This window comes from Halomonas sp. V046 (genome assembly GCF_052645355.1).
This window is the reverse complement of sequence record NZ_JBQXYF010000002.1, coordinates 309,625-334,209: the sequence shown is the minus strand read 5'-3', so window position 1 is coordinate 334,209 and position 24,585 is coordinate 309,625. Positions and strand designations below refer to the sequence as shown.

The 24,585-nt window shown below is 63.8% G+C and carries 20 protein-coding genes; 4 read left to right on the top strand and 16 right to left on the bottom strand.

What is annotated here, in order from left to right; translation table 11 throughout:
- Positions 1–58: 58 nt before the first annotated feature.
- The 14 genes from ACUN9Y_RS03945 to ACUN9Y_RS03880 form a co-directional block, all read right to left on the bottom strand.
- The gene (locus ACUN9Y_RS03945) at positions 59–670 is read right to left on the bottom strand and encodes a hypothetical protein (RefSeq protein ID WP_445459377.1); all 612 of its coding nucleotides are present in this window, start codon (positions 668–670) and stop codon (positions 59–61) included.
- Between the two features lie 169 nt (positions 671–839).
- Positions 840–1,412: a hypothetical protein gene (locus ACUN9Y_RS03940; RefSeq protein ID WP_445459376.1), complete on the bottom strand. Its 573-nt coding sequence runs from the start codon at positions 1,410–1,412 to the stop codon at positions 840–842.
- 57 nt (positions 1,413–1,469) lie between these two features.
- Complete coding sequence (locus tag ACUN9Y_RS03935; RefSeq protein ID WP_445459375.1) at positions 1,470–1,742, bottom strand: hypothetical protein; 273 nt, start codon at positions 1,740–1,742, stop codon at positions 1,470–1,472.
- A 256-nt stretch (positions 1,743–1,998) separates the two neighbouring features.
- Complete coding sequence (locus ACUN9Y_RS03930) at positions 1,999–2,298, bottom strand: hypothetical protein (RefSeq protein WP_445459374.1); 300 nt, start codon at positions 2,296–2,298, stop codon at positions 1,999–2,001.
- Between the two features lie 144 nt (positions 2,299–2,442).
- Entirely contained in the window at positions 2,443–4,257 is a 1,815-nt protein-coding gene (locus ACUN9Y_RS03925; RefSeq protein ID WP_445459373.1) for a TRAP transporter permease, read from the bottom strand.
- A 72-nt stretch (positions 4,258–4,329) separates the two neighbouring features.
- Positions 4,330–5,301 carry a TAXI family TRAP transporter solute-binding subunit gene (locus ACUN9Y_RS03920; RefSeq protein ID WP_445459372.1) on the bottom strand — a complete coding sequence of 324 codons (972 nt, stop codon included), beginning with the start codon at positions 5,299–5,301 and terminating at the stop codon, positions 4,330–4,332.
- Positions 5,302–5,637: 336 nt separating this feature from the next.
- Positions 5,638–7,365: a purine-cytosine permease family protein gene (locus tag ACUN9Y_RS03915; RefSeq protein ID WP_445459371.1), complete on the bottom strand. Its 1,728-nt coding sequence runs from the start codon at positions 7,363–7,365 to the stop codon at positions 5,638–5,640.
- Positions 7,366–7,777: 412 nt separating this feature from the next.
- Complete coding sequence (locus ACUN9Y_RS03910) at positions 7,778–9,280, bottom strand: CoA-acylating methylmalonate-semialdehyde dehydrogenase (protein ID WP_445459370.1); 1,503 nt, start codon at positions 9,278–9,280, stop codon at positions 7,778–7,780.
- A gap of 68 nt (positions 9,281–9,348) precedes the next feature.
- Positions 9,349–10,248, bottom strand: coding sequence for a myo-inosose-2 dehydratase (gene iolE / locus ACUN9Y_RS03905; RefSeq protein ID WP_445459369.1), 900 nt, complete (start codon positions 10,246–10,248; stop codon positions 9,349–9,351).
- A gap of 117 nt (positions 10,249–10,365) precedes the next feature.
- On the bottom strand, positions 10,366–12,216 hold the full coding sequence (gene iolD, locus ACUN9Y_RS03900; protein WP_445459368.1) for a 3D-(3,5/4)-trihydroxycyclohexane-1,2-dione acylhydrolase (decyclizing): 1,851 nt from the start codon (positions 12,214–12,216) through the stop codon (positions 10,366–10,368).
- Between the two features lie 75 nt (positions 12,217–12,291).
- A complete protein-coding gene (locus ACUN9Y_RS03895; protein ID WP_445459367.1) occupies positions 12,292–14,211 on the bottom strand; it encodes a bifunctional 5-dehydro-2-deoxygluconokinase/5-dehydro-2-deoxyphosphogluconate aldolase in 1,920 nt (639 codons plus the stop codon).
- 457 nt (positions 14,212–14,668) lie between these two features.
- Positions 14,669–15,679, bottom strand: coding sequence for a Gfo/Idh/MocA family protein (locus ACUN9Y_RS03890; protein WP_445459366.1), 1,011 nt, complete (start codon positions 15,677–15,679; stop codon positions 14,669–14,671).
- A gap of 38 nt (positions 15,680–15,717) precedes the next feature.
- Complete coding sequence (locus ACUN9Y_RS03885; RefSeq protein ID WP_445459365.1) at positions 15,718–16,638, bottom strand: sugar phosphate isomerase/epimerase family protein; 921 nt, start codon at positions 16,636–16,638, stop codon at positions 15,718–15,720.
- 132 nt (positions 16,639–16,770) lie between these two features.
- Positions 16,771–17,586, bottom strand: coding sequence for a TIM barrel protein (locus ACUN9Y_RS03880; RefSeq protein ID WP_445459364.1), 816 nt, complete (start codon positions 17,584–17,586; stop codon positions 16,771–16,773).
- Between the two features lie 534 nt (positions 17,587–18,120).
- Here ACUN9Y_RS03880 and ACUN9Y_RS03875 point away from each other — a divergent pair.
- On the top strand, positions 18,121–19,020 hold the full coding sequence (locus tag ACUN9Y_RS03875) for a MurR/RpiR family transcriptional regulator (protein ID WP_445459363.1): 900 nt from the start codon (positions 18,121–18,123) through the stop codon (positions 19,018–19,020).
- 41 nt (positions 19,021–19,061) lie between these two features.
- Positions 19,062–19,865, top strand: a complete 804-nt coding sequence (gene iolB, locus ACUN9Y_RS03870) for a 5-deoxy-glucuronate isomerase (protein ID WP_445459362.1) — start codon at positions 19,062–19,064, stop codon at positions 19,863–19,865.
- 492 nt (positions 19,866–20,357) lie between these two features.
- On the opposite strand, the gene ACUN9Y_RS03865 is transcribed toward iolB, so the two are convergent.
- Both ACUN9Y_RS03865 and iolG read right to left on the bottom strand, forming a co-directional pair.
- Positions 20,358–20,921 (bottom strand): sugar phosphate isomerase/epimerase family protein, encoded by a 564-nt coding sequence (locus tag ACUN9Y_RS03865; RefSeq protein ID WP_445459361.1) that lies wholly within the window; start codon positions 20,919–20,921, stop codon positions 20,358–20,360.
- Between the two features lie 394 nt (positions 20,922–21,315).
- Complete coding sequence (iolG, locus tag ACUN9Y_RS03860; protein WP_445459360.1) at positions 21,316–22,308, bottom strand: inositol 2-dehydrogenase; 993 nt, start codon at positions 22,306–22,308, stop codon at positions 21,316–21,318.
- Positions 22,309–22,576: 268 nt separating this feature from the next.
- On the opposite strand from iolG, the gene ACUN9Y_RS03855 reads away from it, so the two are divergent.
- On the top strand, positions 22,577–23,683 hold the full coding sequence (locus ACUN9Y_RS03855) for an ABC transporter permease (RefSeq protein ID WP_445459359.1): 1,107 nt from the start codon (positions 22,577–22,579) through the stop codon (positions 23,681–23,683).
- Positions 23,683–24,507, top strand: coding sequence for an ATP-binding cassette domain-containing protein (locus ACUN9Y_RS03850; RefSeq protein ID WP_445459358.1), 825 nt, complete (start codon positions 23,683–23,685; stop codon positions 24,505–24,507). Before ACUN9Y_RS03855 ends, ACUN9Y_RS03850 begins: the two co-directional genes overlap by 1 nt.
- Positions 24,508–24,585: the final 78 nt, after the last annotated feature.

Here is a 24,585-nt window from a genome sequence, read left to right as displayed (position 1 = left end):
AGTGATGGCGCTTCTTTCAGACGACCCCAGCCATCCCAGCCATTTCCGACGCCGGGCATCAACCTGCGATCACACTTTCATTATTAAATTCGATTACGTAACCAACACCGCGAAACATCTGCGCGCATTCAGCACATGATAACGCATCATGGTTGTTTCCATTATCAACCGGATCATGTGAAGATACGATCATCGGAAATACGGCAATCACCTCGACCTCTGATCCGACACATGGTGAAAGGCGTGTTTGAAACCCAGGCGGCCACCTCAGCGGACAATCATCCAGATAATATTGAGACAAGGGCCAGCCCGGCGATCGCCTTAGGCCACTACTTTTCTCTTTTTTAAATTTCAGCGACCCAACAACCCTCGACGCCGCCGTGCCATAAATGACCTTTTCACCAGTCAATATCAGGAAGACAACGGCCCCGGCCCCCGAACCAAACAACAAGAACGCGATCAAACAAGCAATAGATGAAAACTCAGACCAATCATCTCTTCGCAAGACCAGGATGCTCAAATAAACCATCGCCACAAGCATGACCAAAAAAAATACCACTATATATCCCAGCGCAATTTTATCTCTCCTCCTCCAACTGGAAAGATAGGCCTTTTCACTTGCTGTCACTTTTCTTACATTCCTGACCACACTGACCGGCGCATCACTCATCCCTGAATTCCCGCGTCGTTAATCGTTTTTCCAGACACATCAACGTACCCAGGTTGCACTGTACCACCGAACGCCCTCATTACTCTGATACATTTTTTGCTCATCCAGCTTTACGATCACCCGGACAACAACCAGCGAAGCCGACACCATATTGCCACGACGGCAGCGCCTACCAATGCCCTTTCAGGCGATCTTCGTGGGGCGTCGTGTCGTAATCGGGGTCGTGTCGTTTTCTGATCGCTACGTAGCCCTTTGACAGATAAATCAAAATAAAGATCGAAATGGCTATCGAAGCTAATATATGAACAAGAAAAAGTAGCGCAGCTCCCAGTACGCTACGATCAACATAAAAGTCAAAACAGGAGTCAAAGAGAAAGGGAATCCCTACCAGGGCTGATACGACGACAGCCAAGACCAAGCCTTCGCAGAAGCTCTTTGCACGATACTGAAGAAAATAATACTTTCCATACTTTTCCAGCACACCACCGACATCGATCAAGCCCTGCCACTCAAGCACCAGGAACTGAATTGCCGGAACCCTGGCAGCCGCCTCTGGCATAACTTTACTGGCGTAACGGGAAAACTCAACATCACCCAGGTTGTGCCACAGCACCCCCGACAATGTCACATTTCTGCCGTGCATACCAAGAAAGGCAAGACGAGCACCAGGCGGAAAGATCAACTCAATGTCACCGATAAAGTGCCGATAGTGAGTGTGTCTACCGCCATTAGGGATGCTCACAGAAAAACTCAACTCTTCAAACTTTCCAGAGACCTTACTTACGCCACCACCCACCCTCTAGGCGTACCCTCTAACCTTGTATTTCTTGGAAAAGTATCTTACTCCAAAAAAACATAAAAACTGGGTGGGAAAAAACACCCAGGCCAACTCGACCATCCTGTCAACGTCAAAAATAAAAATAATAGCACACACAAGAAAAGAAGAGAGACACACCAAAGCCACACCACCCATAATCCTTTGCAGCCAAGTTCTCCTGACGACATAAGCGTTCACATATCGCCTCTCCATACCCGTAAGAGGTCTGATGTTTTCTACGACATTATCATTCATGGTTCACTCTCCTTGCGAAAACCGGCAACTCCATCCTGGAGCCACCCCTCCGAAATAACGAGGCTTGAAACATCCCTTGAAAAATCGCTTCCCCGTTAGCTACGGATAGACTTGGCGATCCTTTCAACTCCCTGAATCCGTGGTGCCAACGCCAGCGCCGTTCCCATCATCGCCCTTTTCTCACTGCCTGGCACGGCCAGTCTGGCGGACCGATGGCTGCCACTCGCGCATTCCCCCGGGGGGCTCCGGCAGGCAATCAGCAAGGTGCCCCTCTGGGACGGCTCCCCAACGCTTCCAGGCCTCGATAGCAGGCGGACTGCCCGCTATCCACCGGGAACTCCGCCGAGCAGTGAATTTCGACGCAGGCAGCCGCCGCCAAACGGAATTGTTTGGCGGGGTCTTCTTCGGACGCCCGCTCAATCCAGGTACTCTGATCGTTATGGGGAAGGTAGTTATACTGCGTGGCACTACCCGCCACCTGGGCGCCGATCTGTAGCTCGCTGTCGTCATTACCGGCGATCTCGGCGGCGATCACGCCGATGATCTGGGAGTTCATCACCAGCAGCCGGCCTCTTTCTGCCGCTGGAAGGTCGCTGTACTGGCTGTTGAGTTTGTCGACCAGCAGTTCGTTGGCGCCGGCGCCAAGGCCGAACAGACGGCGCCATGGGGCAAGCGAGACTCGGGCCGGCCGCCAACGGGGCTACACCGGCCAGGGCACAAAGATCAGCGTAAGCCCCAGCGCCACCAGAAGGGCCCTGAGCCACCAGGCGAAGCGCCCGATCAGGCCGTAGGAGATCGCCCCGAGCCCGGCCAGCACCACCAGCGTCGTCACCACCGCCGTCAGCGGCCCATCACCGAGCGCCAGCAGCGCCGGGTGGGCGACCATGGCCAAGGGGATGACATACAGCCCCACACCAAGCGCCATGGCCTTGGCCGCGACCTTCAGCCAGTTCTCATCGGCCATGCCGGCGGCGATGAAGACCGCGCCGCAGACCGGCGGCGTGATGGTGGAAAGCAGCGCGAACCAGAACACGAACAGGTGCGCGGTCAACAGCGGCAGCCCCAGCTCGGTCAGCGCAGGGCCTGCCACCGAGACGCAGATCACGTAGGCGGCGGTGGTCGGGACTTCCATGCCCAGCACCAGGCAGGCCAGGGCGGTGAGCAGCAGCGCCGGCCACAGGGCGCCGCCGGAGAGCGCCAGGATGCCGGAGGTCACCTTGACCCCGAGCCCGGTCAGCGACAGCACCCCGATCACCAGAGATGCACATAGAATGATGGCGCCGATGACGCCAATCTGGCGCCCCGCGGTCAGTGCCGCCTGGGCCAGGCGCGCGCGGAACTCGCGGCCGTTGACCTTGAGCTCGGCATTCAGCGCCAGCAGTGCAGCCCCGGCGAAGATCGCCACACTGGCGGCGTACTGCGGCGTGTTGCCGGCGATAAAGATGCGCTCCAGCAGCACCGCGAAGGGCACGGCGAAGAACAGCGCCGTCATCACCACCTCGCGCCGGGCCGGACGATCGGCGGCGTCGACCGGGCGCAGGTCATAGCGGGTGGCGAAGGCGTTGATGCCGAGCCACACCGTGGCGAAGTACAGAAACGCCGGCAGCAGGGCCGCGGCCATGATCTCGGTGTAGGGCGTGCCGGTCAGCTCCACCATCACGAAAGCGCCGGCGCCCATCAGCGGCGGCATGATCTGGCCGCCCGAGGAGGCGACCGCCTCCACCGCCCCGGCCAGGGACTTCGGGTAGCCGAGCCGAGCCATGGACGGAATGGTAATGGCGCCGGTAGAGGCCACGTTGGCCGAGGCCGAGCCCGAGATCGAACCCATCAGCGCCGAGGAGATCACCGATACCTTGGCGCCGCCGCCGGTCAGGCGCCCCGCCGCCGCGCCGGCCAGGTTCATGAAGCCCTTGCCCGCTTCACCGGCATTGAGCACCGCGCCGAAGATGACGAAGATCGCCACCACCGACACGCTGACGCCGGTGAGCTTGCCCCAGAGTCCGCTCTCGGCGATGGTCAGCGACCCGACCAGGCTCGCCATGGGCATGCCGGGGTGGCCGAATTCACCGGGCACGAACTCGCCGAAGACCGCATAGGCGAGCGCCAGGGCCGTCACCAGCGGCAGCGGCCAGCCGATGGCCCGGCGTGCCGCCTCCAGCGCCACCACGATCACCAACACGCCTACCGCCATCTGGAAGGGCGTGTCGATGAAGCCGTACTGGCCGCTCAGCGCGTCTTCGTTCCAGGCGATCCAGACACAGGCGGCGATGCCCAGGGCGGTGAGAATCAGCCCGCCGAGGCGCTGAACACGGCCCCTGGCGGCAAACACCAGCACCCAGGGCAATACCAGCGCCATATGCAAGGGGCGACTGACCAACGCCGGGGTCAGACCGTGGAAGATCAGGCCGAGGTGGAACAGCACCGACAGGGCGCCAAGCGCTATCCACCACCGGCCAACACGCGCGGTCGCGGCCGTGGGAGTCGGCGCCTCGGCCGAAGAAGAAGCAGGGGTCATGACACCTTCACTCAAGAGAACATCGACGCCGCGGCCCATCGGCCGCGGCGCGGTGGCAACTGATGGGGCCGATCAACGCAGCGCGTCTGGCACCTCGATGCCGGCTTCGTCGTAGTAGCGCAGGGCGCCAGGATGCAGCTTGCCCTGCAGGTTCGCCAGCATGTCGGGCGAGATGGCGCTCCACCAGGCGGAGGTCTCACCCATGGCCTCGCGACGCTCCCAGAACGTCCGGGTCAGAGTGTAGGCGGCGGCGTCATCCATCGCGCTGGTGGTGTAGGCCACCACCGGCAGCGAGGTCGTCAACACGTCCTCGTCGATGCCGGCGTAGGTGCCGGCGGGAATCACCTGGGGGGCGGCGCCGGTCTTGGCGATCTCCTCGTCGCGAAACGAGACCAGGCCCACCGCGTGGCTGGCGGCGGTCTCGATCACGTTGGGCGCGGGGAAGGAGCTGGCCGTGGCGAAGGCATCGATCTGGCCATTCTTGAGCGCATCCGGGGCGCTGCCCACGTCGGCATCATCGACCTCGACCTTGCCTGTCAGGCCGAACAGCTCGAGATAGCGCGAGGCTTCCCGGGCGCCGAAGGAGCCCTGGCCAATCAGCAGGTGCTTGCCGGCCAGATCATCGAGAGCCAGCACGTCGGTATCGCCGGCAACGACGAAATGCATGGTCAGCGACGGGATCGGGAACAGCGCGCGGATGTCCTGGAAACGCGGGCTCTGGCGCTGCGCGAAGGGGCCGCTGCCATCACGCGCCTTGCTCACGAGGCCAGGCGGAGAAGTGAACACGTAGTTGCCCTGGCGGGCCATGACTTCCATGACGTTCTGCACCGAGCCCTGGCTCTCTTCCAGGGTCAGCGTCATGGCGCCGTCGGTGCCGGTCTTGATGGCCTCGGACAGCTCGACCCCCATCTGGTAATAGGCGGTGCCGGCGGACGCCGACTTGTAGGTCAGGCGGGTATCGGCCTGGGCGGTCAGAGAAGCGCTCAGTGCGGTAACGCCGAGCACGACGGCGGCCGATGTCAGTAGGCGCGAAAGATGGCGCATGGTGTCTCCAGTCGAAGGTAAGCACCGGGTGAGTGCTCGTGTTCTTATGCTCCCTGCAGGCGGCGGGGAAAACCCGCTGCCAGCATATTCGACTGAACGCCTTCTCGCTACGCCGCGACGCCTCTGGCCGGTGGCTCACACGCTCGACGCGCCGCCTGTCGCCTCCGCCTGCATCGATGCCTCTAGGGGCGAGCGTCGTTCCATCGCCCCTGACCGTCGAGCGGTGGCGAAGGACTGGGATAACAAGGAGGCATGAAAAGGCCGCCTCGACGGTCGAGGCGGCCACTGGGGTGGAACTGGCGTGCCGGCGCGTAAGCCGCAGGTGGTAGCGATGGCCTAGACGTGAGGATCGTCGGCGGCGACCGCCGGCGACTTGCGGCGGTTGCGGATCCACAGGGTCGCGGCGATGAAGTACACCACCGTCACCGGCACGACCAGCATCTTGAAGGTCTCGACGTAATCCACGGCACCCGCCGGATCGCCCATCCAGGACCACAGGCCGGCGATCAGGATCACCACCAGACAGCCCAGCGCGACGAAGTACCAGGGATCACGACGCACCGGCGGATTCGGCTCGGCAGACTCACCGGGAAGCTCCGGCGGATCCACCGGGCCGTAAGCCTCGGCGTAGTAGTCGATGCCGCTCTCGGTATTCGCGCCCATCACCCGACACAGGACCGGGTAGACGATGAAGGCGGTCAGCCACACCGGAATGAACACCGTGAACAGGTGCACCTGTGGCAGGGCGATCAGGGTCGCGCCCAGGGCCACACCGATGACCCAGGTGATCAGGGCGGGACGGTTGTCGTCGATGCCCTGGTGCTCACGCCACAGCGGACGAATGCGAAGCCGTGGCAGGGCGAAGTGTTCGGCGGCGATGATCGCACCGACCGGCGCCATGACCATGACGAAGTACGAGAGCACGTCGAGCAGGGCGCTGAAGGCGAACGGGAAGCAGGCGATCGCCGTGGTGGCCGCCCCCACGGCCAGGGCGACATTGAACGGCTTGTGCCGATGGAATACCGCCTGGAAGGCCAGGCCCGAGCGATACAGACTCGGAATCGAGGTGGTCCAACCGGCCACAACCACCGCCACCAGGCCCATGGCACCGAGCAGGCGATAGGCGATGGCACCCGGATCCAGATCGACCAGCGCTTCCTTGAGCAACATCGCCGACGTGGCCCCGAGGATGCCGGCACAGACCCAGGCCATGAAGTGACCGATGTACATGCCCGCGGCGGAGAAGTAGCCGTAGGAGGACTTGCGCGCGAAGCGCAGGATGCTCATGTCGCTCATGCCCAGGTGCATCGGCAGATTGATGCCCCAGGCCCAGGCCGCGATGACCCACATATTGATGCCCGCCTCACCGCTCGGGGTGACGCCGGTCCACACCAGGCCATCGAGCACGGCGCCAAGGCCGGTCATGCCCTGCTCGGCGCCGAGCTGGGTGACAATCGGAATCGCCAGGATGCCGCTGACCAAAAACATGATCGCCATCCAGGGCGCGCAGACGGTGGAGAAGTTGGCGATCAGCTTGAAGCCCTTGAGCGTCAGCCACACGGTGAAGGCACCGACGAACAGCGCCAGCACGACGAAGCTTACGCTGGTGGGATAGAGGCCAGTCTGGGGCGGAATATCGGTCATCACCCGAAAGGCCGAGGCCGACACCGTGATCATGGCGCCGGCGATGACGGCGTAGAAGAGCCCATTGACGATGTTATAGATGTAGGAAATCTTCTTGCCGGCCAGCCGCGCCAGGAACCAGTAGACGGTCATGCGCGTGCGCGTCGCCACCGGGCTGCAGATCCAGGCCCAGGACAGCACCGCCATGAAGTTGCCGAGGATCAGCCCCCAGATCAGATCGCTGGTGCCGACCCCAAGGGTGACCAGAGCGGCGCCGATGACGAACTCGGTGCCGGCCACGTGCTCACCGGAATAGGCACCGAGGAAATACTTGCCGCTCAACTGCCGGCTAGGAGGAATGCGTTGGTACTCGAGCTCTTCGCTCTGGGCCACGTCATCCGTTTCCGGTGACGCCGACGCCTGTGCTGATTGAGTGCTCATAGCCATCGTCCATCTTGTGTGAATCGGAGCCAGATGCCCGACCTACGACACCCGGCGCGAATGACCGCGTTCGGTCTCGGCCACTAAGATGAAAGCTACGTTCCCAAGTCGCACAAAACAATCCATATGTTCTATTTTTTAGTATAACGGAACAAAAATTCCATCACGACAGCACAGCATATAATGCGCTGACGACGGTTAAAACGGCACATAACTTCGCGGAAACGACGACAAACGCCACCCTCGCAGGGCCCCTTCAGGCATCGCCAGGCGCGAGATCGGGCCTAGGTGTCCGGATGCCGCAGATGCCCAAGCCACGACAGCGGCCCTCCGTGCGCCAACAGCAAAAACGGCACCGAGTGCTATCACACGGTACCGTTTGTGTCAGCCCTGACGTCGGCCTTCCGACGAATCAGTGTGTCGGCATGGTGAAGTGGCTGGTGGTATCACGCTTTTCGCTCGGCCAGCGCTGGGTAATGGTCTTCATGCGCGTATAGAAGCGCACGCCATCGGGGCCATGCATGTGCAGCGGGCCAAACAGCGAACGCTTCCAGCCGCCGAAGCTATGGAACGCCATGGGCACCGGAATCGGCACGTTGACGCCGACCATGCCCACCTGAATACGCTCACAATACTGGCGCGCGGCGTTGCCATCGCGAGTGAAGATGGCGGTGCCGTTGCCGTACTCATGCGCGTTGACCATGGCCACGGCCGCATCGAAGCTCTCGACCCGGGCGATCGCCAACACCGGGCCGAAGATCTCTTCTGCGTGAATGCGCATGCCCGGCTTAACGTGATCGAACAACGAGCCACCGACGAAGAAGCCGTCCCCAGCGCCCTCGATGACCGCCTCGCGGCCGTCGACCACGAGCTCTGCGCCCTCATCGACGCCGGCCTGAACGTAGCCAAGCACCTTGTCCAGATGCTGACGCGACACCAGCGGCCCCATGTCATTGTCGGGACCTTGCTTGATACCCGGGCCTACCGTCAGGCTGGCGAGACGCTCGACCAGCTTGGCGCGCAGGCGCTCGGCGGTGTCCTCGCCCACCGGGACCACCACCGAAATTGCCATGCAGCGCTCACCGGCGCTGCCGTAGGCGGCGCCCATCAGCGCATCGACGGCCTGGTCAAGGTCTGCATCCGGCATCACCACCATATGGTTCTTGGCCCCGCCGAGGGCCTGGACGCGCTTGCCGTGGGCCGAGGCCGTGGCATAGATGTACTCGGCGATCGGGGTCGAGCCGACGAAGCTCACCGCCTGAACCCGCTCGTCGGTGAGCAGCACATCGACGCTTTCCTTGTCACCATTGACCACGTTGAAGACGCCGTCCGGCAGGCCCGCTTCGGTCAGCAACTCGGCCAGGCGCATGAGCGTGGAAGGATCCTTCTCCGACGGCTTCATCACGAAGGTATTACCGCATGCCAGCGCCACGGGGAACATCCACATCGGCACCATGGCCGGGAAGTTGAACGGCGAGATGCCGGCACAGACGCCGAGGGGCTGCATCATCGAATAGCTATCGACGCCGGTACCGACGTTCAGCGAGTGCTCGCCTTTCTGCAGATGCGGAATGCCACAGGCGAATTCCACCACCTCGAGTCCCCGGGTGAGCTCACCGAGCGCGTCCGAGTAGACCTTGCCGTGCTCGGTGGAAATCAAGCGTGCGATCTCGTCGGCGTGCTCCTCCACCAGCGCCTTGAACTTGAACAGGATGCGGGAGCGCCGTAGCGGGGTCATGCGCGACCAGCCGGCGAAGGCGTCGGCCGCGAGGCGAACGGCCTCGCGAGTCTCGTCGGCCGAGGACAGCGCGACCTCGCGGCTGATCTCGCCCGTGGCCGGGTCATAGACCGGCGCGGTGCGACCGCTGTGGCTGGCCACGGCCCGGCCATTGAGATAGTTACCCAGTGTTATCATGAAAGACCTCTTTTCGTGTATCTGATGATCGCCGGTTAAAGCGCTAAAAGCGCGACAGGCGGCGGGTCTCAGGCGATGACCTCGAGCCCGACCTCGGCGCACAGGCGCATCAAGTTGGCGTGGCCCAGACGCGCATAGGTCAACGGATGGGCGACGGCGGGATCCTGCTCGGCCTCGACCACTAACCAGCCGTCATAGCCCTTGGTCTTCAGGCCCTTGAGCAGCGCGGCGTAGTCGATGAACCCGTCACCGGGCACGGTGAACATGCCGTTGAGCACGCCCTGAAGAAAGCTCAGGTTGCGGTTGGTGACGTCCGCCAGCACCTCGCGACGGATATCCTTGCAGTGGACGTGGTTGATTCGCGCCGAGTGGCGCTTTAGCACCGCGAGGGGGTCACCGCCGGCGCCGACCAGATGGCCGGAATCCAGCAGCAAGCCCAGTGCCGGGCCGGTCTCGGCCATCAGTCGATCGATGTCGGCCTCGGATTCGATCAGGGTGCCAAGGTGGTGGTGGTAGGCGATCTGTACCCCCTGGGCCTGACAGTGCTCGGCCACGCGATCGAGGCGCTCGGTGAACAGGGCCCACTCGTCCTCGCTGAGGGTCGGGCGGTGGGACAGCGGCACGCCGAACGTGCCGTGCACGCAGCGAGTCACTTCACAGAACACCATCACCTCGGCCCCCAGCGCCTTGAGCAGTTCCAGGTGGGGCGTCAGCGCCTCGATCTCGGCCTCGGCGCTGCGCGTCAGCAGCTCGGCGCTGTACCAGCCAGAGACCAGCGCCAGGTCATGGCGTTCGAGAATCGGCCCCAGGGTCTCGGCCTTGCGGGGAAACTTGTTGCCAAGCTCGAACCCCGAAAAACCCGCCTCGCGGCCCTCGCTCAGGCACACCGAGAGGGGTGTATCGCCACCGAGAGAAGGCAGATCGTCGTTGGTCCAGGTCAGCGGATTGATGCCTAGTCGTACGCTCATGGTGCTCTCCTGCCAGGTGTCTGCCCGGCGCCGGCGAACCGGCGCCGCAGCGTGCATGGGGTGAAAACGTAGGGTGAAAACGTAGGGCGAATAACAGGCGCTTGCGATGGGCTCGTGTCAGAGGTTGCGTGCCTGGCGAGCCTTGTGCGAGGCGTAGCGCTCACGCGCCACCTGAACTTCGCCGCGGGGCGAAACTTCCGGCACCGCCACGTCCCACCAGGCGCCGCCTTCCTGGGTGTCGGCGAGGCCGTCGGTGTCGATGGCGATCACATAGCTAATCTCCGATGCCTTGGCCCGGCAGAGCGCCTCTTCGAGTTCGGCGATGGTGGCGACCTTCTCGCTGCGGGCACCGAGGGCGGCGGCGTGGGCGGCGAAGTCGGTCTTCGGCGCACCGCCTTCCACACTCAGGCAATCATCGAGACGGTTATTGAAACCGGGCCCGCCGCAGAACTGCTGCAGCCGGTGAATGCAGCCGTAGCCGCGATTGTCGAGCACCACCGCGACGATCTTCTTGCCGAGCATCACCGAGGTCGCGATCTCGGAGTTCATCATCAGGTAGGAACCGTCACCGACCATGACGAAGACCTCGGAATCGGGCATCGCCATCTTGACGCCGAGCCCACCGGCGAGCTCATAGCCCATGCAGGAATAGCCGTACTCCATGTGATAGCCACGATCGAATCGCGTGCGCCACAGCTTCTGCAGCTCCCCCGGCAGTCCGCCCGCGGCACAGACCACGATGTCGCGCTCCCCGGCCGCGCGATTGACCGCCCCCACCACCTCGGCGTCGCAGGGCAGGGGCGTCCCCCGGTCGGTGGTGATGCGCTCTACGGCTGCATTCCAGTCATCGCGAAGCCCCGTGGCCCGCTCGACCCAGGCATCGCTGGGCCGCCAGCCATCCAGGCCCCGCGTCAGTTCGCTCAGCGTCAGCCGGGCATCGCCCACCAGCGCCTGGGCGCGATGCTTCACGGCGTCGAAGGAGGCAACGTTAAGGCACAGGATGCGCGCCTCGGGGTTGATCAAGGCCCGCGAGCCGGAGGCGAAGTCGCCAAGACGCGTGCCCACGGCGATGACCAGATCGGCCTCACCGGCCAGGCTGTTGGCCGCCGCCGCCCCGGTGACGCCGAGAGCACCGACGTTGCGGGCATGATCCCAGGGCAAGGCGCCCTTGCCGGCCTGGGTCTCGGACACCGGCAGCCGGTAGGCCGAAGCGAAGGCGTCGAGTTCATCCAGGGCGCCGGAGTAATGCGCCCCGCCGCCGGCGATGATCAGCGGCTTCTCGGCCTGTCGAATCAACGCGATAGCCTCCGCCAGCTCGTCGCGATCAGCGGCCTGGCGACGCAGGCGATGGATCGTCTCGGCGAACAACCGCTCGGGATAGTCGTAGGCCTCGGTCTGGATATCCTGGGGCAAGGCCAGGGTCACCGGGCCGCACTCCACCGGATCGGTCAGTACCCGCATCGCCTGGGGCAATGAGGTCAGCAGCTGCTCAGGGCGGGTGATGCGATCGAAGAAGCGGCTCACCGGCCGGAAACAGTCGTTGGAGGTCAGGGTATGGTCGTGGAAGTTCTCGACCTGCTGCAGCACCGGATCAGGCTTGCGGGTGGCGAAGGTGTCCCCGGGCAGCAACAACAGCGGCAACCGGTTGACGTGCGCCACCGCGGCGGCGGTGACCATGTTCACCGAACCCGGCCCCGCCGAGGCGGTACAGGCCATGATCTGGCGCCGGTTCAGCGTCTTGGTGAAGGCGATGGCGGCGTGGGCCATGGCCTGTTCGTTATGAGCACGATAGGTCGGCAGAGTCTCGCGGGCCTGGTACAGCGCCTCGCCGATGCCGGCCACGTTGCCGTGGCCGAAGATCGCCCAGACGCCGGGAAACAGCGGCTCGATCTGGCCGTCGATAGCAACCTTCTGCGCCTGCATGAAGCGAACGACGGCCTGGGCCATGGTCAATCGGATGGTGGTCATAGCAATGCTCTCACGTGCAAGACGGTGGGGCGCCTTGGGCGCCGGACGGCTGAGGCCTTACGCCACGAGCCCGCTTCAGGACGCCTGCTGGCGGGCCTTCCAGGCCTCCACCAGCGACAGGTAATTGGCCACCACGGCATCGATCAACGCCTGATCGTCGATGCGTCCGGCGAGCCACTCGCGGCTCGGCTCGGCGAAGATCGTTCGCCCCACGGCGAAGCCCTTGCAGACGTCGAAGCCGGCGCTGGCCATGAACCCTTCGCGCAGGGTCTCGATGGGGGCATCGAGTCCCAGCATCACGACCCCGCGGCAGTGCGGTGCGCGCGTTTGCAGCAGCTCGGTGATCCGCGTCCAGGCCGCGACGGTCTGCGGCGGTAGCTTCCACCAGTCCGGGTACACCCCCAGGTTGTAGAAGCGCTGCATGGCGTTGAGGTAGGTGTCATCGTCGCGGGCCAGATCCTTCGGCGGGATGATCTCGAGCAGCAGCTCATGGCCGGAGTGCAGGCAGGCGTCATACAGCTCCATGACCTGACGCTCCTGGGCCCGACGCAGCTCGATGTCGTCGCGGGGATGATAGAACACCAGGCACTTGACGATATGCTCGCGCGGCCATGTCGCGAGCCGCGCGGCGATATTGCGCCCGCCTTCCAGCTCGATGGGCCGCGAGCTTGGCAGCTCGACCGGGCGCCCGATCCACCAGCCGCGGCCGGTGACGTCGTTGAGCGCCGCCTGGCCGTAGGTATCGTCGATCAACACCCCGACTTGACTGTCGCCGATGTGCCTGGCGCCCTCTTCCGCGGCCTTGACCAGCAGCCGCTTGAGCGGCTTGATACGCGCCGGGGCGGCGCCGGCCTGGCGCGCGATGTCGAACAGCTGCTTGCGATGATCGAAGGCCAGCACACACAGGTCACGCCACACGATGGGCGGCCGCTGGGTGGTCACCCGATGCAGATGGTTAAGGCGAGTGTCCAGGTCCGGCCGAGGAATATCGGCCGCCCGACTCAGGTAGTCATCGAGCTCCTCTGCGCTCGGAATCGCCGGTGCGCAGCCGTGACGCGAGACCACCAGCGCCCCGCAGGCGTTAGCGAAATCACAGCTCCGGGCAGGCGACAGGTCATTGAGCCAGCCGCGCAGGAAGCCGCTCAAGAAGGCATCACCGGCCCCGAGCACGTTGAGCACATCGACACGCACGCCGGTATGGACCTCGAAGGCGTCTTCGCTCGGGGGAATCTCGCCGTCCAACACCGTGCAGCCGAGTGCGCCGAGCTTGAGCACGATGGTGGCATCGCTCAGCTCACGGATGCGCGTGAGGGCGGTGATGGTATCGGTGCTGCCGCCGGCGATATGGACTTCTTCCTCGGTGCCGACGATCAGGTCCAGATCGGGCAGGATGGTCTGCAGATGGCGACTGACGCCGTCGTCGGAGACGAAGCGGGTTTCGCCGTCACCCAGCGTCGTCAGGCCCCACAACACCGGGCGATAGTCGATGTCGAGAATGACCCGCGTGCCCGCCGCCTTGGCGTATTCGATGGCGGTCTTGCTGGCCGCGTAGGTGCCGGCGGTAGAGAAGTGGGTACCGGTGATCAGCAGCGCCCGACTCGAGGCGATGAAATCCGGGTCCATGTCGTCGGCGCTGATCGCCATATCGGCGCAGTCGTGGCGATAGAAAATCAGCGGGAAGGTGTCTTCATCCTTGATGCCGAGAATGACCAGGCCGGTGAGGCGCCCCTTGTCGGTGATCACCTGACTGACATCGACGCCGGCCCGGGCCAGCTCTTCGCGCACGAAGCGCCCCATGTGCTCATCGCCGACTCGCGTCAGCATGGCCGACTTGAGTCCCAGGCGCGCCGTGCCGTAGGCAATGTTGGCCGAGGACCCGCCGAGATACTTGTTGAAGCTGGACATGTCTTCGAGGCGGCTACCGATCTGCCTACCGTAAAGATCGACGGCGGCGCGGCCCAGACAGATGAGATCCAGCGGCTTGTTGGTGGTCATTGGCAGGCACCCTGTCGTGTGGTCTCGGTAGTGGCCGCCAGGGCTTCCCTATCCATCCCTATCCATCCCTATCCTTCGCCTTCCTTCGCCTGCCCCAAGGCACGGTGTCAGAACGCTGCGGGCCGGCGGCACCGGTATCATCGTTTCATGTTCCAATGATATTAGAACTGATATTCCATTAAATCAACAAACGGAACACTTGATTCATTTCATCTTTGGTCGTAGGCCTGGTCTGCGTCCCCTCGCTCCGTCGCCGGCAAGGCCGTCACGCGAGCGAGCGCGCGGCGATCAGACGCCGACGCCCCGCCAGGCGGGGACCTGACGAGGCGTCGTTGGCCAGCATTGACCCGAGCGCGGCGCGACCTGAACGTCGAGCTCGGTGAAGGCGCCGATGCGTCGCAGGCGAGCGCCCTTCGCCAAGGGCCAGAACCCAAAGGCCAGAGCCCAGAGCCCAGGATCAGGCGTAAAACGTCGGCCGCTCTGGCATCGTGATGGACTCGATCTGGCCGCTGTTCTGGGCCTTGACGCAGGCGTCGCTGGCCACCGCGGCGGCCAGGCCATCCCAGGAGGAGGGGCCTGCGATCTCGCCGCCGGCGACGCCATCGATGAATGCCTGCAGCTCGACGCTGAAGGCCTGGGCGAAGCGGTCTTTCCAGTCCTGCAGGATATCGGTGGAAAGCTTGCCAGCGTGGCGGTACTCGAGGCTCTCGGGCTGGGGCAGGTTGGCGAGCCCGTCTTCGGCCACCACCGAGCACTGAATGTCGTAGCCGTAACGGCAATTGACGAAGATCTCGACGTCGATACGCACCCCGCGAGTCGTCTCCAGCAACACGATCTGGGGGTCCTCGACCTTGGCGTGGGCATGGCGGGTCTTGCGCGGAAACACCACCTGGGCGCTGACGTAGTCGTCACCCAATAGCCAGCGGAAGGTATCGAGTTCATGGACCAGAGTGTCCTCGATGGCCATCGGCGTGATGTAACGCTCTGGGACCTCGGGGTTGCGGTGAACGGCGTGAATCATCAGCGGCTCGCCGAGGCTACCGCTCTCGAGCAGCGTCTTGAGCCGGCGATAGCCCGTATCGAAGCGCCGCATGTAGCCGACCTGAACGAAGCGCCTGCCAGTGGCAACTTCAGCATCGATGATGCGCTGACAGCCGTCGGCAGTGGTGGCCAGCGGCTTCTCACAGAACACCGGCTTGCCGGCCTTGATCGCAGCGATCACGTACGCCTCGTGGGTTGGCCCCCAGGAGGTCACCAGCACGCCATCGACCTCGCCCGAGGCGATCAGGTCCTCGCCGCTGTCGAACACCTTTACCTCGCCCGGCAAGCGCTCGGCGAGCCGCGCAGTGTTGTTCGGATCGACGTCTGCCAGGGCGCTGATGCGCGCACCGGTGAGTTCCTGGGTAATACGCAGGGCGTGGGCTTCGCCGATCATACCGGCGCCGATGATGCCGAGTCTGACTGTCATGATGTTCTCCTGAAGCGATTCGAAAGGGGGCATGGGGGTTACCGAGCGAGCGATGTGTTGCCCCAGTACTTGTCGACGTAGCGCTGGATTTCGCCGCGCATGAAGCGTGACGAATCGTCGGCGCGCTCCTCCCAGGCGAACACGCAGGCGGTCATGATGCCGTCAAAGCCCACATCGGCCAGGGTCTTGAAGAACAAGTCCCAGTCCACTTCCCCCTGACCGATGTCCAGATGCTGGTGGACGCGTGCGGTGGAACCCGGCGGATTGACGATGTAGCGCAGACCCGACGATGCCTTGTGATTGAAGGTATCGGCCACGTGCACGTGGGCCAGTACCGGGGCGCAGTCGCGGATCATCTGTTCCATGTCGTCGCCGAAGTGAAAGGTGTGCGGCGCGCAGTAGAGAAACTTGACGTGGTGGGAGTTGATCGTGCGGATCATGTCCACCGCCGGGTGCAGTGTCTCGACGAAATCATCCGGGTGTGGCTCAACGTTGAGCTGGATGCCCTCGCGCTCGAAGATCGGCACCAGCTCTTCCATCGAGCGCCACCAGGAGGCCTCGCTCGACTCGGTGGTCGCCCCGCCCTGGCAGCAGCTCGAGCAGCTCCCGCGCTGGGGATGAGGCCCACGCCCGAACTCCGAATTCATGGTGTCGACGCCGAGTTCCACGGCGACCTCGATGGCCTTCTTCCAGTACTTCACCGCCGCTTGGCGTTCGTCTTCGTGAGGGCTCGCCCAACGGTACATGGGCAGCAGCGAAGACAGCTGAACGCCGTGATCCTTGAGCGATTTCTTGAACGAGGCCAGGCGCTCGGGATACACCCGGGGATGGACGAACCAATCAAGAAAATCCGCACGAGGCGACAGCTCGATGTAGTCATAGCCAAGATCCGCCGCCAGGCGCGGCAGGTCATCGAGGGGCACATGGCGATGCATGAAGGGGTCGAGGGCGATCTTCATCTTGCGGCTCCTGAGTCGTGTTTCATGGTTCATTGAACGTGGCGTGTTGGGGTTCCAGTCCCGCTGCCGCGCAGCCCGGTCCTCGCGGTGAGTGATCGAACACGGCCCTGCGCGGTCGCGGTGCCAATGGCGTCAGGCGGCCAGCCGCTCACGCAAGAACGCCAGGCTCTGCTCGAGCGCGGCCAGCGGATCGGCAAGCGCGTGGACCTTCTCGGCGAAGGGCTCGAAGGAGACGTCACCGCGATAACCACCCTCGATCAACCGGCGCAGCTGGCCGACGTTGTCGAGCCGATCGGCCTCCCCGACCAGCAGGCGGTCACCATCCTGCATCGCCGCAAAGCAGAGCTCGGGATCCTCGACGCCGGAGACATGCACAAGGCCGGTGCGCGCGGCGAACAGTTCGACTTCCCCGGCGCCTTGGTGGTGGAAGGTGTCGTGTACCAGCGAAAAGCGCTGAGCGAGCCCCACCGCGTCGATGGCAGCGACGGCATCACGCTTGAAGCGTAGCGACGAGGCCACAAAGCCCAGCGGCTCGACGAAGCCCTTGAGCCCATGGCGGCCGAGGATCTCGTCCAGCACCAGCAGCGCTGTCTCGAGGTCGCTGTCGGGGCTATCACCGTCGCCGTCGACCCATGGGCAAAGCACCAGTCCCTGGCCGCCGGCGGCGGCTGTCAACTCGGCCAGCCGTTCGGCCTCTCGATGACGCTCGTCGTTCCACAGATTGAACGGGTAAAGGGCGTTAAGGCTGAGCACCTCGATGCCGAGCTCCTGGGCACGCTGGCGGGCAGCCAGCGCCTGATCGACGTGGGTCAGGCTATGGGCGCCGATATCACTGCGCAGTTCGACGCCGCCAAGCCCCAGCTCGGCGGCGGCCTGCATCAGCTCATCGATGCTGAACCTAGGGCAGACCATATGGTTAAGGGCGAAGCGGATCGGAGAGTGCGTCATGATGTGCCTCCTGAGGTGCCTTCTGAGGTGCCTCGTAGCGTGCCTCGTGACGTGCCTGAGAGAAGATCCTTGGCCCGGCCAGGCGGCGTATCGCTCACCGCCTGCCGCTAGACTGACGTCGCGGAGGCTGATAGTGGGTATGGTCGTGGATGCTGACGGCGGAGACTCGCCGACCAGCGCCACGACGTGTCGGAATGGCTTGCAGATTAGAACATACATTCCAAAATATCAACGGAAAGAATTTTCCATCCCTGGCATTCTGCCCGCCATCTCATCGAGACTCTTTTTTCTGTTCTATCAACTGCCTAGCATCCGCGCCAGGCTCGAGCATCGTCGCTACGTAGCCCGTACCATCGACTAAAGCAGGAGACGAGATTCCATCGGCGCAGGCAGAATGCAGACCGGAAGGCGGATGAAACGTTCGGCTTCAATGTTCTATACTAAAGCAGTATTAGAATTTTTATTCCAAATCGACTAGGGTGACGAACACACCACGTCACCCTGGCGATCGCAGGCAACGACAAGGCGGATCCCATGACCCAGCTCCCCCAGGACTTCGTCGCGCTCGAGGCGCAGATCACCGAGCAGTACCCGACGCTCAGCCGGCGACTGCAACAGACGGCGCGCTTTCTGCTCGACCATCCCCAGGAGGTCGCGTTCGCCACGGTGGCCAAGCTCGCCGAGCAGGCCGGCGTGACGCCATCGACCCTGATCCGGTTCGCCAACAGCTTCGGATTCAAGGGCTTCTCCGATATGCAGAAGCTGTTTCGGGCTCGGCTGGTGGATGAGTTGCCGAACTACTCCGAGCGCATTCACGCGGTGCGCACGGCCACCGGCGAGACCCCCAGCGGCACGCAGCTGCTGTGGGAGTTTGCCGAGGCCAACCGGGAGATGCTCGAACAGCTGCCCGGGCGCATCGATCCGCGCCTGCTCGAGGCGGCTCTCGATATCTTCGAGCACGCCGAGGCGATCCATGTGATGGGGGCGAGACGCAGCTTCGTGGTCGCAAGCTACGCCAACTACGCGCTCAACCATATCGACAAGCCGAGCCACCTGGTCAGCGGCCTCGGCGGCATGCATATGGAGCAGATCAAGGCGATAGGCCCACGAGATGCGCTGCTGGTAGTGAGTTTCTCGCCCTATGCCCAGGAGACCCGCGATATCGCCGAGCTGGCACGCGAGCGCAATGTGCCAGTGGTGGCCATCACCGATTCTAGCCTGAGCCCGCTGGCCAGGATCGCCGACATCACCCTGGTGGTGCAGGAGGCCGAGGTGAAAAGCTTCCGCGGCCTGACCGCCACCCTGTGCCTGACACAATCGATGGCCATCGCCCTCGGAATGCGCAAGGACAGCGCCGCCGATGCCAGTGGCGGCCGCCCCAGCAAACCGACCACCGGCCGAGCTACCGACAAGGACGCCCCAGCCTCAGGCTGAGCACACTCACCACTTCTGGCAACACTCTCTGGAGTCCCGACATGACCTCACTGCTGGTACGCCCCCACGCTCCCGACGCCGATGGCCGCATCCTCGACGTCACCCCCGAATCCGCCGGTTGGGGCCACGTCGGCTTTCGCGTGCATCGACTCGCAAAGGGCCAGACCCTGTCCGGCGAGACCGGCAGCCGCGAACATTGCCTGGTGTTGCTCTCGGGCCGCGCCACCGTGGCGGGCGGTGGCGAGCGCTGGGAGAACATCGGTGAGCGCATGGACGTGTTCGACAAGATCCCGCCGTACTCCGTTTACCTGCCCGATGACGTGGGCTTCAGCGTCGAGGCGCTGAGCGACATGGAGCTCGCGGTCTGTAGCGCCCCAGGCAAGGGCAACCACGGGCCGCGCCTTATCGCGCCAAGCGACGTTGCCTGCACCACCCGGGGCAGCGGCACCAACAGCCGGCACATTCAGGACATCCTGCCGCAAACCGAGCCCGCCGACAGTTTGCTGGTGGTGGAGGTCTACACCCCGGCCGGCAATTGGTCGAGCTATCCGCCGCACAAGCACGACCTGGATAACCTGCCGGAGGAGTCGATCCTCGAGGAGACTTACTATCATCGCCTGAATCCGTCCCAGGGCTTCGCCTTCCAGCGCGTCTACACCGACGATCGCTCGCTTGACGAAACCATGGCGGTGGAAAATGGCTGCTGTGTATTGGTGCCTCGCGGCTACCACCCCGTCGGCGCGCCCCACGGCTACGAGCTGTACTACCTGAACGTGATGGCCGGCCCCAAGCGTGAGTGGAAATTCAAGAACGACCCGGACCATGAGTGGATAGTGAATCAGTAGTAGAGCGGTGGCGAAACGACAGCGAAACGACAGCGAAACGATAGCCACCCGTAACGCGTTGCACCGCCCTATTGACTCATCGACCCAACCACGTCTCTCTTTTGCCCCGCCCTGGCGGGGCTTTTTTGTCGCCCGGCCATCACTTCTCTCGGCCCTGGTGGGTTCTCTCGGCCCTGGTGGGTTCTCTCGGCCCTGGTGGGCACTGCCATACGACGCCTCTCCTGGCCGGTGGCCAAGCGGCCCACCGGCTCGCAGGCGATCTGCCGGGTCCCCAGCCACGTAGCGGCGAGTCGTGAATGCATCCCCGCCAGGCTTACGCTTTCCCTCCCGCGGCTGACGCGATCAGCGAAGATGATCTGGAGCCGCCGCGCGATGGATATCGCCGATCATGCCACCGCCGACCAGCGCGAGCGACTAGGCTCGGCAACCCTTGCAACACCCTGGATCATGACGTTCTCCTCACCGCTCGATGACGTCTCGTCGATGGGGCGATCAGCGGCTGATGGTCTGCGCCAAGGCATTGATCGAGGACTGGATGCCCGCTTCGGTGGACACGGTGAAGTCCTCCATCTCGAGGCTGATCCAGTCGTTGTAGCCCGTCATTCGCACCACGGAGAAGAACTCCTTCCACCACTGGAGGTCATGGCCGGCGCCGACGGCGATATAGTTCCAGGCGCGGCTGGCCACGTCGGTAACGTCTTTAAGCTCCAGCAGGCCGTTGACCTCGGCCAGGCCGCGCTCGATGCGCGTATCCTTGTCGTGGCAATGATGGATCGCCTCGCCCAGGGCCCGAGCCGCGGCAATCGGGCAGGCACCCTTCCAGAACAGGTGAGAGGGGCCGAGATTCATGCCGACCTTAGGACCCACCTCGTCGCGCAAACGAAGCAGGGTTTGCGGGTTCCACACCAGCATGGCGGAGAAGTTCTCCAGGGCGTATTTCTCGACCCCCACTTCATCGACCAGCCGGACCAAGCCATGCCAATAGGGGAAGGCGCAGTCTTCCCACTGATAACGGTCGCGCTCGGGAATCTCGTCGGGCCAGCTCTTGGTGTACACCAGTCAGTTCGGCACGCTGTCCTCTGGGGCGGCCGCCGGAAGTCCCGACATGGTCACCACCTTCGTAACGCCGATCTCTCCGGCCAGGCGGATGGTCTGCTCGATCTCCTGACGGTGGCGCTTGCCTAGCGCGCCCGGGTCGAGCGGATTGCCCGAACAATTAAGCGCGGCTATCTCGAGACCGCAAGCCTTGATCTCGGCAAGGCGGCGCTACTCTGGTGCTCCCTCAAAGCACGGGGTGGATCACACGGGGTGGATCAAGAGCTGAGGCTTTTTGGTGGCGCTCGCAAGAGAAGGTGTCGAGACTCGCGCAGCCTCACGCAGAATCGCGCGGCAATGGGCGGCCGGAAAATCCGTCGCCAAGGCCGCCCGCCCTTGCGAGCCGCCGATCACGTCAGAGCTCTTCCAGATACACCACCCGTCCAAGCTCCAGCGAGCGGCTCGCCGCCTCGGCCAGGCGCAGCGCCTCGACGCCGTCGTTGAGTCCCGCTCGCGGCGCGCGACCCTCGCGCCAGCTTTGATAGAAGTCATCGAGCTCCTGCCGATAGGCCTTCGCATAGCGTTCGAGGAAGAACCACTGGGGGGCCTCCTCCACCTGACCCTGCTCGCCGACAACCTTGAGCCGTGTGTCGGTCTCGTTCTGGGTCTGCAGCATGCCCAGGCTACCGAAGGCTTCGATGCGCTGATCATGGCCGAACACCGCCCGTCGCGAGACGCTGATGGAGCACAGGCACCCCGAGGTGGTCGTCAGGACCACCACTGCGGTATCCACGTCACCCGCCTCGGCGATGGCAGGGTCGACCAGGCAACTGCCGCTGGCGTGCACCGAGACGATAGGCTCATCGAGTAGCCAGCGGGCCATGTCGAAGTCGTGAATCATCATGTCGCGAAAGATGCCGCCGGAGCCCTTCAAGTAGTCCATGGGCGGCGGCGCGGGGTCGCGACTGGTGAAGGTCAGGGTCTCGAGCTTGCCGATCCGACCGTCCACCAGGGCCGCCTTCAGCGCGGCGCACTGGGGATCGTGGCGGCGATTGAAGGCCAGGGCGCAGAGCCCTCCGGCATGGGTCACCGCCTCGGCGGCCGCCTTCGAGGCCTCAAGGTCCAGGGCGATGGGCTTCTCGCACAGGATCGCCTTGCCGGCGGCCGCGGCTCTTTGCAGGTAGTCGATATGGGTGCTGGTGCTCGAGGCGATCAGCACGGCATCGATACTCGCGTCATCGAAGATCTCGTCGACGCTCAGCGCCTGGGCGCCACGTGGGGCCGCCAACGCCTCGGCCGCCTCGCTGATGGCATCGGCGACCGCTACCAGGGTGACATCGGGGTGGGCATCGATGGATGCCGCGTGCACCTTGCCGATTCGTCCGGCGCCAATCAGTGCCAGTCTCATGGGTTAACTCCTTGTTCGAGCCATTAGGCTCATCTCGGGTGGTCGGCATGCCCTTACCCAAGGCCCCGACCCTCAGCACTGGCAGTAGACTACCCGAAAAGGAATAAATGTTCCGACTATACCAAAGTATAGAATTTTTGATTTGTTAATTTTATCCCTGGAATCTACATTTCAATAACTCCCCCGAATGTTCTTCAACACTGCCGGCGACACTCGAACGCTCAGGGACGCTGGCCAACAACAAGACGACCCGCGCCAAGGAGTCACCATGAGTACCACCGTTCACCCCTCTCCCGACGAACGCCTGCAGCGCGTTAGTCCGCTGAAGAAGGCCCTGCATCGCCCCGAATTCGGCGCCGTCGCCGGCACCCTGCTGGTCATCGCCTTCTTCGCCCTGGTGGCCTCCGGCACCGGGATGTTTTCCGGCGCCGGTGTCATCAACTTCCTCGAGGTCGCGGCCCAGCTCGGCATCATCGCCGTGGCCGCGGCGCTGTTGATGATCGGCGGCGAGTTCGATCTCTCCATCGGCTCCATGATCGGCTTCGCCGGCATGCTGATCGCCATTCCCGCGGTGCAGTATGGCTGGCCGCTGTGGGCGGCGCTGGCCTTCGCCTTCGGCTGCGCGCTGGCCATCGGCGCCCTCAATGGCTGGCTGGTGGTCCGCACCGGCCTGCCCTCGTTCATCGTCACCCTGGGCTTTCTGTTTATTCTGCGCGGCGTCGCCATCGGCGTACCACGCCTGGTGGCGGACCGCACCCAGATCGGGGGCGTGCACGATGTGATCGGCAACGACTGGTTCGCCGCGCTGTTCACCGGTGAGGTGGGCGAGGGCCTGTTCCGCTGGCTCGCCGAGGCCGGTCTGATCGCCACCAATTTCGCCGGCAATCCCAGCGTCAGCGGCATTCCCGTGTCGATCGTATGGTGGCTGGGAATGACCGCGGTGGCGACCTGGGTGCTGCTGTTCACCCGCTTCGGCAACTGGATCTTCGCCTGCGGTGGCGACAAGAACGCCGCGCGCAACGTCGGCGTACCGGTCAATCTGGTCAAGATCGTACTGTTCATGTTCACCGCCTTCGCCGCCTGTGTCTTCGCCGCGCTACAGGTGATGGACACCGGCTCCGCGGACTCCATCCGCGGCATCCTCAAGGAGCTCGAGGCCATCATCGCCGTAGTCATCGGCGGCGCACTACTCACCGGCGGCTACGGCTCCGCCATCGGCGCCAGCTTCGGTGCGCTCATCTTCGGCATGGTCCAGATGGGCATCTTCTACACCGGCGTCAACACCGATTGGTTCCAGGTGTTCCTCGGCGCCATGCTGCTCATCGCGGTGCTGTTCAATAACTACGTGCGTCGCAAGGCGCTGGAGGCCAAGTAATGAACGCCCTCACTCCCATGATCGAGATGCGCAACGTCGATAAGCACTTCGGCAGCGTCATCGCCTTGAGCGGCATCACCATGAAGGTCCACAGCGGCGAAGTGATGTGTCTGCTCGGTGACAACGGCGCCGGCAAGTCGACCCTGATCAAGACCCTTTCCGGGGTCCACGTGCCCACCCACGGTCAATTTCTCGTCGACGCCGAGGAGGCCCACTTCACCTCGCCGGCGGACGCCCTCGACGCCGGCATCGCGACGGTGTTCCAGGACCTGGCGATGATTCCGCTGATGTCGATCACCCGTAATTTTTTCATGGGCCGCGAGCCCACCGTGGGTTGGGGGCCGACGCGGCGAGTCGACTGGACGTTCGCCGATCGAGTCGCCAAGGAGGAAATGGCCAAGATCGGCATCGATGTCCGCGACCCCGCCCAACCGGTGGGCACGCTTTCCGGCGGCGAGCGCCAGTGCGTGGCGATCGCCCGGGCAGTGTACTTCGGTGCCAAGGTGCTGATTCTCGACGAGCCGACCTCGGCGCTCGGGGTCAAGCAGGCCTCGGTGGTGCTGCGCTATATCGCCAAGGCCCGCAGCGACGGCCTGGCGGTGATCTTCATCACCCACAACGTGCATCACGCCTACCCGGTCGCGGACGCCTTCACCATCCTCAAGCGCGGCACCAGCCTCGGCACCTTCCGCAAGGAAGACGTCAGCCGTGAGGAGGTGCTGAACATGATGGCCGGTGGCGCCGAACTCGAGAGCCTGGACGCCGAACTCGCCGAGTTCCAGCGCGCCGACGGCGAGAAGACCGCGGACGGCCGAGCGGCCTAGCCGTGGGACGTAACAGCCGTGGGAAGTAGCAGCCTCTGGAAATAACAGCCCTTGCAAATAGCAGCCCCGCCCAAGCCA